Origin of the sequence: Chlorobium sp., assembly GCF_021740465.1 — a bacterium.
In the GTDB taxonomy this organism is placed as follows: Bacteria; Bacteroidota; Chlorobiia; order Chlorobiales; family Chlorobiaceae; genus Chlorobium.
This window is the reverse complement of the sequence record NZ_JAIOZR010000007.1, coordinates 17,583-29,765: the sequence shown is the minus strand read 5'-3', so window position 1 is coordinate 29,765 and position 12,183 is coordinate 17,583. Positions and strand designations below refer to the sequence as shown.

At 51.3% G+C, this 12,183-nt stretch carries 12 protein-coding genes; 8 read left to right on the top strand and 4 right to left on the bottom strand.

What is annotated here, in order from left to right; translation table 11 throughout:
* Nucleotides 1-25 precede the first annotated feature (25 nt).
* The 3 genes from K9G39_RS04820 to K9G39_RS04810 are packed head-to-tail and all read left to right on the top strand — an operon-like array spanning nucleotide 26 to nucleotide 2,952.
* A complete protein-coding gene (locus K9G39_RS04820; RefSeq protein ID WP_292003803.1) occupies nucleotides 26-730 on the top strand; it encodes an alpha/beta hydrolase in 705 nt (234 codons plus the stop codon).
* Complete coding sequence (locus tag K9G39_RS04815; RefSeq protein ID WP_292003802.1) at nucleotides 712-1,566, top strand: BLOC-1 subunit 2 family protein; 855 nt, start codon at nucleotides 712-714, stop codon at nucleotides 1,564-1,566. Before K9G39_RS04820 ends, K9G39_RS04815 begins: the two co-directional genes overlap by 19 nt.
* Before the next feature lie 48 nt (nucleotides 1,567-1,614).
* A complete protein-coding gene (locus K9G39_RS04810; RefSeq protein WP_292003801.1) occupies nucleotides 1,615-2,952 on the top strand; it encodes a UDP-glucose/GDP-mannose dehydrogenase family protein in 1,338 nt (445 codons plus the stop codon).
* Between the two features lie 6 nt (nucleotides 2,953-2,958).
* On the opposite strand, the gene thiD is transcribed toward K9G39_RS04810, so the two are convergent.
* Genes thiD through K9G39_RS04795 form a run of 3 tightly spaced genes read right to left on the bottom strand, consistent with a single transcriptional unit; the run spans nucleotide 2,959 to nucleotide 5,027 of the window.
* Entirely contained in the window at nucleotides 2,959-3,762 is an 804-nt protein-coding gene (gene thiD, locus K9G39_RS04805) for a bifunctional hydroxymethylpyrimidine kinase/phosphomethylpyrimidine kinase (protein ID WP_292003800.1), read from the bottom strand.
* 6 nt (nucleotides 3,763-3,768) lie between these two features.
* Nucleotides 3,769-4,389: a thiamine phosphate synthase gene (thiE, locus tag K9G39_RS04800; RefSeq protein ID WP_292003799.1), complete on the bottom strand. Its 621-nt coding sequence runs from the start codon at nucleotides 4,387-4,389 to the stop codon at nucleotides 3,769-3,771.
* Nucleotides 4,386-5,027, bottom strand: coding sequence for a thiamine phosphate synthase (locus tag K9G39_RS04795; protein WP_292003798.1), 642 nt, complete (start codon nucleotides 5,025-5,027; stop codon nucleotides 4,386-4,388). Before K9G39_RS04795 ends, thiE begins: the two co-directional genes overlap by 4 nt.
* A 175-nt stretch (nucleotides 5,028-5,202) precedes the next feature.
* Here K9G39_RS04795 and K9G39_RS04790 point away from each other — a divergent pair, with 175 nt between their 5' ends.
* The 4 genes from K9G39_RS04790 to K9G39_RS04775 all read left to right on the top strand — a co-directional run bounded on the left by K9G39_RS04790 (nucleotide 5,203) and on the right by K9G39_RS04775 (nucleotide 9,588).
* Nucleotides 5,203-5,688 carry a RidA family protein gene (locus K9G39_RS04790; RefSeq protein WP_292003797.1) on the top strand — a complete coding sequence of 162 codons (486 nt, stop codon included), beginning with the start codon at nucleotides 5,203-5,205 and terminating at the stop codon, nucleotides 5,686-5,688.
* An 866-nt stretch (nucleotides 5,689-6,554) separates the two neighbouring features.
* Complete coding sequence (locus K9G39_RS04785; RefSeq protein WP_292003796.1) at nucleotides 6,555-8,222, top strand: S41 family peptidase; 1,668 nt, start codon at nucleotides 6,555-6,557, stop codon at nucleotides 8,220-8,222.
* Between the two features lie 18 nt (nucleotides 8,223-8,240).
* Nucleotides 8,241-8,903, top strand: a complete 663-nt coding sequence (locus K9G39_RS04780) for an START domain-containing protein (protein ID WP_292003795.1) — start codon at nucleotides 8,241-8,243, stop codon at nucleotides 8,901-8,903.
* A 67-nt stretch (nucleotides 8,904-8,970) separates the two neighbouring features.
* Nucleotides 8,971-9,588: an START domain-containing protein gene (locus tag K9G39_RS04775; protein ID WP_292003794.1), complete on the top strand. Its 618-nt coding sequence runs from the start codon at nucleotides 8,971-8,973 to the stop codon at nucleotides 9,586-9,588.
* Here the strand turns inward: K9G39_RS04775 and rfaE1 are convergent.
* Nucleotides 9,581-10,564 carry a D-glycero-beta-D-manno-heptose-7-phosphate kinase gene (gene rfaE1 / locus K9G39_RS04770; protein ID WP_292003793.1) on the bottom strand — a complete coding sequence of 328 codons (984 nt, stop codon included), beginning with the start codon at nucleotides 10,562-10,564 and terminating at the stop codon, nucleotides 9,581-9,583. The genes K9G39_RS04775 and rfaE1 overlap by 8 nt on opposite strands.
* 253 nt (nucleotides 10,565-10,817) lie before the next feature.
* Between rfaE1 and ffh the strand changes: the two genes are divergently transcribed.
* Nucleotides 10,818-12,167 carry a signal recognition particle protein gene (gene ffh, locus K9G39_RS04765; RefSeq protein WP_292003792.1) on the top strand — a complete coding sequence of 450 codons (1,350 nt, stop codon included), beginning with the start codon at nucleotides 10,818-10,820 and terminating at the stop codon, nucleotides 12,165-12,167.
* Nucleotides 12,168-12,183: the final 16 nt, after the last annotated feature.

Below are 12,183 nucleotides of genomic sequence, written 5' to 3'. Positions count from 1 at the left end.
ATCTGTTCATAAAACGTTAACGCTCATGACGCTGACGCAACCCAATCCGGTTGTTATTGTCCCCGGAGTGCTTTTCTGGGACGGCCTCTACGAGGTGATGCGCGATGCACTGTCCGAATACATGCCGAAAGAGAAAATCGCCATAGCTCCGGTGAGTTTTCTTGACTGGGTGGGTTTTCCTCCTTCCCCTGAACGTTCAACCAACAGGGTAATGGCGGCAATCGACCGCTCGGTGCGCGCTTTGCAGAAACAATTTCCGGGAGAAAAGGTCACGATTGTCGCGCACAGCGGCGGAGGTACCGTGGCCATGATCTATCTTCTTGAAAAACCTTTTCAGGGGGATATCTATCATCCAGGTGAGTCTGTCGGAAAGCTCGTGACGCTCGGAACCCCCTTTCATACCCATGAGCACTATGCGAAAATCAAGACGGATTTTATTTTCAGGTATCTCGACCGGGACTTTTTTTCCCGTAAAGAGGTAGTCTCTATCGTGAGCGACCAGTATCCGGGCAATCTGCAGGGCAGTGTTGTTGAAAAGATGTGTTTTATGTTCTATAAAAGCGTTGCCGAAGACGGCCAGGTTTCCGGAGACGGTATCGTTCCCGCAGGTAGTTGTTATCTTGAGGGTGCGCGCAATGTAACCATTCCGCATGTCGAGCATCTTCCTACACCGCATACCAGATGGTATGGCACAAAAGAGGGGGTTGAACAATGGATTCAATGGCTGTAAGGCATAACGGGTTCAGGCCGGCCGCACTGCTGGCGTTTCTGGCATTCTTGCTGTTTCTTTCGGGATGTGACCGTTCGGCAAAGCCTGAAGAGGACCCGCAGCAGCAACATATGGAATCGATGATGGCCATTCTGACACAGGTACAGAAGAATCTGGTGAGAATACAGCAGAAGGAGGCTGTCGTCGAACGTCTTTCCTCCGATATCGAAAAACATGACAGCAGGGATGCCGATCGTATCGGAAGGGATATCTATGCAAGTATCCGTTTTATCGATTCGACGCTTTCGGCAAGCAAGGCGCTTATTGCGACGCTTGAAGAGGAGAACAGGAAATCGCAGTACCGGGTGGCATCGCTTGACAAGCTGACTTCCGAGATGAAAACCGCCATCCACGACAGGGACACGGAGGTAAAGAAGCTTAAAGGGCAGGTTCAGCGGCTCAGCAGCGAGGTGACCTCCCTGATGAAGACGGTAGATGTGCTTGACGATTTCATTCAGGAGCAGGGCGATCAGCTCTATACGGCATACTATATCACCGGCACATTCGAGGAGCTTGTTTCCAGGGGTGTTCTTGTAAAAATCAATGCGCTGGAGAAGTTTTTCGGCAATCAGTACCGTATCTCCCCGGACTTCAACGTAGAGCTGTTCAAAAAGCTCGATATTACCGAAACGAGAGATATCTTTTTCAACAAGCCGCTGAAAAGCCTTAAAATCATCACACCGCATACAACAGGATCGTATGAGCTTGCCGGAGGCACTACCTCATCCCTTCTGTTGATCCGCGACGAAAACGAGTTCTGGAAAAAGTCTCGCTGTCTCGTTGTCGTTTTTGAATGAGGGTAAGCCCCTTGAGTTTTAACTTACTTGAATTAAATAAGATAACTGATGAAAATCACGATATTCGGTTCCGGTTATGTAGGTCTTGTCACCGGAGCTTGTTTTGCCGAGGTTGGTAACGAGGTGCTGTGCGTCGATATAGACCAGACAAAAATCGACCGTCTGAAGAACGGCGAAATACCCATTTACGAACCCGGACTCGATACCATCGTTCATGAAAACAGCCGGAAGGGCCGTCTAAAATTCACGTCGGACATTCTTGAAGGTGTCGAATTCGGTCTCTACCAGTTCATTGCCGTCGGAACGCCTCCCGATGAGGATGGTTCGGCCGATCTCCGACATGTTCTGAGCGTTGCGGAAAGTATTGGTACCCATATGCAGGAGTACCGCATTATCATCAACAAATCTACCGTTCCGGTAGGTACCGCCGATCTGGTGCGAGAAAAAGTGCTTTCCGTACTCAACGAGCGCAATGCCGGCATCGATTTCGATGTGGTTTCCAATCCGGAGTTCCTCAAGGAGGGAGATGCCGTCAACGATTTCATGAAACCTGAAAGAATCGTCGTGGGAGTCGACAATCCCCGCACAAGGGAGCTTCTGCGTTTTCTCTATTCGCCGTTCAACCGGAGCCACGAGCGCTTTATCGCGATGGACATCCGCTCGGCAGAGCTGACCAAGTATGCGGCAAATTCCATGCTTGCCACCAAAATCAGCTTTATGAACGAGATCGCCAACATCGCCGAGCGTGTCGGTGCCGATGTGGAAGAGGTAAGAAGAGGCATCGGATCGGATTCCCGGATCGGATTTTCGTTTATCTATCCAGGCGTCGGCTATGGAGGCTCCTGTTTTCCTAAAGATGTACAGGCGCTCGAACGTACCGCCCGCAAACACGGTTACGATTCGAGAATTCTGCAGGCTGTCGAGGCGGTCAACAACGACCAGAAAAGCAGCATCGTCGGAAAGATCAGGGAGCATTTCAACGGCAACCTCAAAGGCCTCATCATTGCGCTCTGGGGGCTTGCCTTCAAACCCAACACCGATGATATGCGTGAGGCACCCAGTCGGCGCGTGATGCAGGACCTCTGGGAGGCGGGCGCAACCGTAAGGGTTTACGATCCTGTGGCCATTGAAGAAGCGAAAAGAATTTACGGCCAGAGGGATGGCCTTTTCTATGCGTCGAGCCCCGATGATGCGGTTGCCGGTGCCGATGCGCTTGCCATCCTGACTGAATGGCTTATGTTCCGCAGCCCCGATTTCGAAATGATCAAGAGGGAACTCAAGGAACCGGTGATTTTCGACGGCAGGAACATCTATAATCCAGACTTCATGGAACAGTCGGGCTTTACCTACTACTCCATCGGCAGGCGTCCGAGGGGCGTAAGCTGAGCGGTTTCATTTCCAGAACCTGTAACAGTGATGCAGCGGGCCGCTTCCTTTTCCAAGCTGGAAGGCGGCTCCTGCCCTGATTGCCTCGAACGTGTAGGCTTTAGCCTTTTCCACAGCTGATTCCAGCGGCATACCGCCGGCAAGAAAGGCCGCGACAGCCGAAGATAGCGTACAGCCGGTGCCGTGGGTGTTGCGGGTTGTGATTTTTTCCGTGCTGAACCAGCTGATCCGGTTGTTGCTGATCAGGCAGTCGCTGCATCGATCTCCTTTCTGATGTCCCCCCTTTACAAGCACCGAAGATGCTCCCATCTGCTGCAGCATTCGAGCGGTTTGCTCTATCTCCTTTTCGGTTGAAGGTAGCCTCTTTTCTCCCAGAAGGAGCGCGCTTTCGGGAATGTTCGGCGTAATCAGGCGCGCAAGAGGGAACAGTTCTTCGATCAAGACCGGCAGGGCATTGCGTTTGAGCAGCTCCCTTCCGCTGGACGATTGCAGAACGGTGTCGAGTACGACGGGAGCTTCGATTTTTTTCAGCATTCCGGCCACCGTTCTGATGATGGCCACGCTTCCCAGCATGCCGATTTTCACGGCATCGACAGGTATGTCGCCGAGAATCGTCTCCAGCTGGACTTTTATGTTCGATACGGGCATTTCGAAGCAGTCGGCAACGCCAAGGGTATTCTGTGCGGTGACGGCCGTTATGACGGAAACTCCGTAGCAATCCAGAGCGGCGAAGGTTTTCAGGTCCGCCTGTATTCCGGCTCCGCCGCTGCCGTCAGAACCTGCGATGGTGAGAACGGTTTTATATCGCACTTCGGTTTATTGACGGTGTTGAAGAAGGTTCACCAGCTCCCGAGCTTCACGTTCAGGTTCAGGAGCCCTGCTTATGGCGGCAATAACGGCGATTCCAGAGGCTCCCGAAGTGATCGTAAGTGCGGCGTTGTTTCTGTTTATGCCCCCGATGGCAACAATCGGAATACCGACTGCTGTCTTTACGGCGGCTATGGATTCAGGCCCGAGCGGGCGACAGTGTTTTTCTTTCGAAGAGGTCTCAAAGATATGGCCGAACCCTACATAATCAGCCCCGTCTTTTTCTGCACGCAGAGCCTCTTCATAGGTAGAGGCCGAAATGCCCATGATTTTTTTCGGGCCAAGCAGTTTCCGTGCCGCTGCGGCAGGGAGATCCTCCTGACCCAGATGTACACCGTCTGCATTCATCGCCAGGGCTATATCCAGCCTGTCGTTGACGATAAATAAGGCGTTGTATTCCCTGCAGAGTGCCTGTACTGCAATTGCCCACTGGTAAAGCTGATCTCCGGATGCGGATTTATGGCGCAGCTGGATCATCGACGCCCCGCCTTCAAGAACTTCGCGGACGAGAGTGACCGGAGAGGGGGACTCCTCGGTAACATAACAGAGAAACGGTGCGGAAGGGATCATGAGACAAGCATTTTTTCAAAGGTTTTCAGTAATTCCGGTAACGTTCCGGTATCGGTAAACAGTGAGAGAGCGGCAACTCCGTAAGCGCCTTCCGCCAGACAGAGCCTTGCATTTTCCGGCGTAATGCCACCAATGGCGAATACCGGGATCGATACGGAGCGGCAGACGGCTCGAAGGGTGCCGGAACCCAGGGGAGCTCCGTACTGTCGCTTGGAAGGGGTATCGAAAACAGGCCCGAATATCAGGTAATCCACACCGGATTGTGCGGCGTTCAGGGCAGATTCCAGAGAGTGAGCGCTTTTTCCTATGATCATGTTGCCGGTAAAGGATCTGAGTTTATCAGGGGGCGATGACGATTCCCTCAGGTGAACTCCGTCAAGGGCTGCCGCTGCAGCTATATCTGCACGTTCATTAAGGGAAACAGACGCATTTCTTCCTGCAGCTTCGGTTTTTACGGCAAGGCTCAGCCTGAAAAGCGTCGCTCCATCGAGATGTTTTTCCCTTATCTGCAACAGGCAGGGAAGGGAAGGGCGGAGCAGCCGTATCTGCCGCCGTATCAGCAGGCCTGAACCATCCTGATCGGTGCCGCTGCTGATTATGCAGAGACGCGGCAGTATTGCAGGGGCGTTTATGCTCATTTTACGGATAGATAGCGTGTTTTTGATGTAAAATATCACAACACAGGCTCCCTATCAACAGCCGGTATTGCTAAAAAGAAGGATTTGATGTAACATATCAGGAATGCCCGGGGTTCCCTTACCCTTTGCTGCAGCGAGCATTCTTTATTTTTTTGCAATATAACGATCCCTCCCCATGTCGCATATTGAAGATAACATTGTTCGTGCAGGCTTCAGCCTTCCTCTGCCGGCCGTTCCTGCCGGGTTTTATCTGCCTGCGCTCAGGCAGGGCGATATGGTCTACACTTCCGGTCAGCTTCCGCTGAAAGACGGCAGGCTTGTAGAGCCCGGGGGCAAGGGAAAAGTCAATGAAATCAACCAGCAAGATGCGGCAACAGCTGCCGGAGCAGCTCTTCTCAACGCTCTTTCAGCCGTTAAATTCCTGATCGGATCGCTTGATGCCGTTGAGCGGATCGTCAAGCTTACGGTCTACGTTGCGAGCGAATCGTATTTTTCCGGTCAGCACCTTGTCGCCAACGGGGCATCTTCCCTTCTGGTTGAGTTTTTCGGAGAGAAGGGAAGGCACGTGAGAAGTGCTGTTGGCGTCGCTGAATTACCCCTCGATGCAAGCGTCGAGCTTGAACTTATTGTGGCATGTAACCCCTCCCCCAAGCCGGAATAAATCCGTCCAAAAAATCACTTTCAGACCCTCCTTAATCGAGTTGGAATAACTTTTTCAATTCTGGTTTTTTCTGTTGTTTATCGATTCTTAAAAAAAAGATAAACACATTGCTTATTACATTGTGTATTTCCAATAAATATAGAGATTATAATAAGATAGGTGCTCTTATTTTTGCTTTTTAACTTTTTTATTATATGGTTTTTGACTTTATAAACATGAACCATAACTTTTTTATAAGTAGACGGTTACCTGTATCGTATGTCTTGTTTATGGTGGTGTGTATAATGTTATATATCATTTTATTTTTTAGGTAAACAATATAAATAATTTTTTAGCAAAAACAATATAATATATTTAAAAAAAAGAAAATAGGCTAATTTGTCTGATAATTCTTTTATGCTGTTATAAATGTTTTTTATTTTTCTATTTATGTGTGTATTTATTGAATTTTATGGTTTTGATGATTTTGTAAAATCTTTTAAATAATATCATCTGTTGATATATTATTATCGGATATAAAATTTTCTTGTGTTCGGTTTATTATTGATTCTGTTTTTTATATGGATTCATTGATCGATCTAATTTTCTTTTTTTTGTTATTAATTTATAGCATCTGAAAAATCACGACAGCTTTCGATTGTTATCGTTGTCTTGTCCTTTCAGGATTTTGTTTACTGTCAGGAATATGCTTTTGATGCTGACCGATAATTCCGAATCGATCGGGGTGCGGTTGATTGAAGTCCCTTGCGGATCCGGAGGAGAGGGGGACGGGTTTGGAATGTTTTTTTGCGTTTTTGTTCCGTGATCGGTAAAATGCATATCAAAAAGAATGAAGCGGCTTTTCGCTTAAATCAATCCCGGCTCACATGTCCCGCATTTTAACCGTTATCGTAATGGTCGTTGTTCTTGCCTTCGGCGTCTTTCTCGGTACCAGACTGAACAGGGGTGAACAGGAGGGCAAAGGCTCCGAGAGAAAAATGGTTGATGCATACAGTCTGATACGGGATCTGTATGTCGATGAGGTGCAGGCCGACAGCCTTGCTGGAGCAGGCATCAAGGGAATGGTTGAGTCGCTTGATCCTCATTCGGTTTATCTCGAGCCCGAGGAGGTTTCCTTTTCGCAGGCGGAGTTCGACGGCAATTTTGACGGTATCGGTATCGAGTTCGACGTTATTAACGATACCCTTCTTGTCGTTACCCCACTTTCAGGGGGGCCAAGCGCTGCTGTAGGTATGGCCGCAGGTGACCGGATTGTTGCCATCGATTCGGTTTCGGCCATAGGTATAACGCATCAGGAGGTATTGCGCAAGCTCAGGGGTAAAAGGGGAACAACGGTAAAACTGAAGGTGTTCCGCCCTCTCAGCGGAAAGCTTATGGATTTTCTTGTCACAAGGGAGCGGATTTCAACATCGAGTATTGATGCCGTCTTTGTTCTCAAGGATGGAACCGGATATATACGTCTGAGCCGGTTTGTCGCAACAACGGCCGGCGAGTTCCGCAAGGCGCTTGCTTTACTGAAAAAGCAGGGCATGAAAAATCTCGTGATCGATCTGCGTGGAAACCCGGGCGGATTTCTCGAACAGGCCGTCGAAGTGGCTGACGAGTTTCTGCACAAGAATCAACTTGTCGTTTATACCAAAAGCGCCAAGAATGCGGTTGAAGACGCCCGTTACGAGGCGAAATCCGGAGATGGTTTCGAGAAGGGCAAGGTTGCAGTACTGGTCGATAAGGGAAGTGCTTCCGCTTCGGAAATTCTTGCCGGTGCCCTGCAGGACAACAAGCGCGCTGTGATTATCGGCGAGCTGACATTCGGCAAGGGGCTTGTGCAGCGGCAGTTCGAGTTCAAGGATGGCTCGGCCATGCGCCTGACCGTATCGAGGTACTACACCCCTTCCGGTCGGCAGATTCAGAGAACCTACCGTAAAGGTGGCGACGGACGGGATCTTTATTACAAGGACGCCATGGTCAATCTGCAGCCGATGAAACTGTTTGCTGCACCGGAGAGTTACCTTTATCTTAAAAACAGCGATATATCCGTTTACCGCACCGGTTCTCTCCCCGGAGTTCTTTCTCGCCCCGAAAACGGTAAAGTCCTGCAGAAAGGACAGTATGATCTGCTCAGGGATGCCGGCGGAATTATTCCCGACTACTGGGTCAGCGGCAGGCCTTATGCGGATTTTTACCAGGAGCTTTACGCTACAGGCTCATTTGAGTATCTTGCACAGCGGATTCTTGACGATCCGGCAAGCAGCGTCCAGAAGCACCGGAAATCGCTCGAGCGTTTTATCAGCGATTACACCGGGGAAAGCCGTCTTGAGGCGCTTGTCATGAAAGTCTGCGCGGAAAAAAAGATTACATTCAAGAAGCAGGCCTTCATTCAGGAGCGGAAGAACATCGCCCTCGCAGTAAAGGCAAGGCTTGCCCATCGTATGTTCGGAGCTGAAGGGCAGATCAGGGTTTACATCATGCAGTCTGATCCTCTTGTTATGGTTGCCTCGAGAGTTCTTGGTTCGGAAACGTCCGCAGTGCGTTAATTTCAAAACAATACCGCCATGTCCCTGCTCGAAAAAATAAACAGCAGTACCTGCGCCCTTCGTCTGAAAAACGACTGGCTCAAGATTTTTACCTGCCCGGTTCCGACCTCCGATTTTCTCTCTTTCGTCGGCGTTGCCGAAATCGACGCCCCACAGCATGCGGTGCTCAGTCTGCTCTACGATATCGAAGCCGCAACGGAGTGGGTCTGGAAAACCAGGGAGATGCGTCTGCTCAGGGAGCTCTCCGAAGAGGGCGACGACGGACGGATCGTCTATCAGCTTGTCAGCGCGCCCTGGCCGATTTCCGATCGTGAAATCATCACCCGTTCCCAGGGGTATACCGATCCCGAGACCTCCGAGGTTTTCATCAAGCTGGAGGCCGTGCCCGATTTTCTTCCCCTGAACGACAAGTACGTGAGGGTTATGCAGCTTGAAGGCGCATGGAATATCCTGCCGCTCTCCGACAGTTCGTGCAGGGTCGTTTTCAGGCTCCATATCGAACCGGGCGGAGAGATTCCCGCATGGCTTGCCAATATCGCGGTTATCGATACCCCCTATCATACCCTGAACAACATGCGCGAGATGGCAAAAAGAGAGAAATACAGGACACCTGTCGAAGCGCCCTTCAAAAACTCGCCGGGTGATATCGTCCAGAACTATGAGGATTTCATTTCCGAATAGCTCTTTGAGCAAAAGATTCGTCTTCAAAAGCAGGTGTGCTTTTTTTTACACTTAACGTTTCTGCTATATGGATGTTCAGTCGGCGCTGCAGGCAAACTGGGATTTTCGCGTAGAGCACAAGGGGATCCGGATTTTTTCCTCGAAAGTCAAAAACTCCGATGTTCTGGGATTCAAGGGGGAAACGGAATTTCCGGTAACCTTCAGAAAGCTGATAAGCCTTTTTTACGATACCGCAAACTACCACCGCTGGGTGCACCAGCTTGCGGGTATGGATGTTCTCGAAAAAAACGATTGCCTCGAGTATGTGGTGCGCCAGGTCATCAATGCGCCCTGGCCGCTGCAGAAGAGGGAGATGATTGTCCGGACGGGACTTGCCCAGGCCGGCGATCACGCCGTAGCCGTTACGATGACCGGAGAGCCCGACTACCTGCCGCCGAACCCGCAGTACCACAGGGTGCGCCACTGCAGGGGATTATGGATTTTTTCTCCGACCGACAGCCAGAGTGTGCATATAACCTTTGTCATGCATGTCAACCCCGGAAGCGACGTGCCCTCCCCCGTCAGCAATACGGCCATGTTCGAAGTGCCCTTCTACTCGCTGCAGAACATGAGAAACCTCCTGGTCAGCACCGCCTACAATCCGCCCTACCCGGAGGAGATAGAGGAGCATCTCTGCATCATCTGAGATGTTCCGTCCAGGCTCTGAGGAGCCTTTCGGCCTTTACAGGGACCGCGCCGACCTCCTGACAGACGGTTCCTGCGGCCAGGTTCGCGATCTCCGCACTGGTGACGATATCGAGCCCGGCGGCCGTTCCAAGGGCAAGAACGGCGATCACGGTATCGCCCGCGCCTGAAACATCGGCAACCTCGACCGAGGCCGAAGGAATATGGGTGAACTCTCCGTTGAAAATGGTCATGCCCTTTTCGCTTCTCGTCACGACAATGTTTTCCGTATCGAGCTTTTCCTCGAGCAGGAGGCAGGCCGCTTCGACCTCGAAATCGCTATTGTGCACCACCATGCCGAGAGAGGAGGCCAGTTCCGAAAGATTGGGCTTGAAAACCGTGCTGCCCTGATAGGCGAAGAAACCCTGCAGCTTCGGATCGACAAGCACCGGAAGATCGTGATCCCGCGCAATGCCGATAATTTCGCGGATAAGGGAGGGCGTCAGGAGCCCCTTGTTGTAATCTTCCAGAATGACCGCGTCGATCGAACCGGCAATTTCACGCAGTTTTCCGGCGATCAGCTTTTCGATTTCCGAGTCTACGGGAGTCCGGCTTTCGATGTCAACTCTGGTGATGTGATGGTTCTGCGACAGGATCCTTGTCTTGCAGGTGGTTGGTCGCGATGCGTCGCTGACCAGATAATCGGCCGGAAGGCCGTGGCTTCTGAAAAGGTCGGCAAGCATCTCCCGTCCGGCATCTGACCCGGTCACCCCGATCAGAAAGGTTTCTGCCCCGAGCGAGAGCGTATTGCGAGCCACGTTGGCTGCGCCGCCGAGACGATGATCCTCGTGGGTGACATCGACCACAGGAACGGGGTACTCCGGCGAAATGCGCGAAACATGGCCGAAAATATATTTGTCGAGCATGACATCGCCGACGACGGCGATTTTCAGCCGCCTGAACGATTCGATGATCTTTTCAATCGGGAGAGCGTACATATGCTTGCCTGTTTTTCATTGCTGTCTTCGCGCGTTGCCCGGCGGTCTTCTTCAGTTCCGGCCGGCCCTGTAGGAGCCTGCAGCCCTGCTGCAGGTTTCCCCGGCATGGGTTAAATTGTGTACAGGTAATAAAAATAGCGTTAAATTCCGGAATAAGCGCAAAGTGAAGATGCGATGATTTTATTTTCTGCGAATTTTTGTTATAATTAAAGCTAATCATTTTTAAGCTTTATCTTAAAAAGCAGATACGCTCATGTTCGACAGTCTCAGTGATAAATTAGAGCTTGCCTTCAAGAAACTTGCGGGTCAGGCAACCATAAACGAAATCAACATCGGTATCGCCATGCGCGATATCAAGAGGGCGCTGCTCGGTGCGGACGTCAACTACAAGGTTGCCAAAAAGCTCGTTGAGGATATCAGGGAAAAATCCCTCGGCGAAGAGGTTATCAGGAGCGTTTCACCGGCCCAGATGATCGTCAAGATCGTCAGTGACGAACTGACCGAGCTGATGGGCGGCGAAAACAGGCCGCTGAACCTCGCGCCAAAAAAGCTTCCGGCCATCATCATGGTTGCGGGCCTTCAGGGTTCGGGCAAAACAACCTTCTGCGCCAAGCTGGCCAAAAGACTCAAGAAGAACGGCAAAAACCCCATGCTGGTCGCCGCCGACGTCTACCGTCCGGCTGCGATCGATCAGCTTAAAACCCTCGGCGAGCAGGTTGACGTTCCTGTTTTTTCCATAGAGGCGCAGGACGCCATGCAGGCCGCCATGCAGGGCCTCGATGCCGCTCGTGCGGGTGCGAAGGATGTGCTTATCGTCGATACCGCCGGACGGCTGCAGATCGACGAGAAAATGATGGCCGAGGCCGAAGCGCTCAAGCATGCGCTCAAGCCGGATGAACTGCTTTTCGTCGTCGACTCCATGATGGGTCAGGAAGCCGTCAATACGGCCCGCGAATTCAACGAGCGGCTCGACTTCGACGGTGTCGTGCTCACCAAGCTCGACGGCGACGCCCGCGGAGGCGCGGCCCTCTCCATCAGGCAGGTCGTTGAAAAGCCCATCAAGTTCATCAGCATCGGCGAAAAGATCGACGACCTCGACCTCTTCTACCCTGACCGTATGGCCCAGAGGATTCTCGGCATGGGCGATATCGTCAGCTTTGTCGAGAAGGCCCAGGAGACGCTCGACATCGAGAAAACCATGCAGATGCAGAAGAAACTCATGAAAAATGAGTTCGATCTGAACGATTTTTTCGATCAGCTGCAGCAGCTCAAGAAAATGGGTTCCATTCAGGGACTTATCGAAATGGTTCCGGGCCTCAACAAGATGGTTCCGAAACAGGAGATCGACAATCTCGATTTCAGGCCTATCGAGGCGATGATCAATTCGATGACCCGGCAGGAAAAGGAGAATCCCGAAATCATCAACGGAAGCCGCCGACAGCGCATAGCCAAAGGCAGCGGCACCAGGGTTCAGGACGTGAACCTTCTGTTGAAGCAGTTCGGAGAGATGAAAAAGATGATGCGATCGGTATCGAAGCTGTCGCAGTCCGGCAGAAAGATCACCTCGCAGAATCTTGCGCTCGACAAGTTTTTAAAGCGATAACGTATATTTGTAGTTA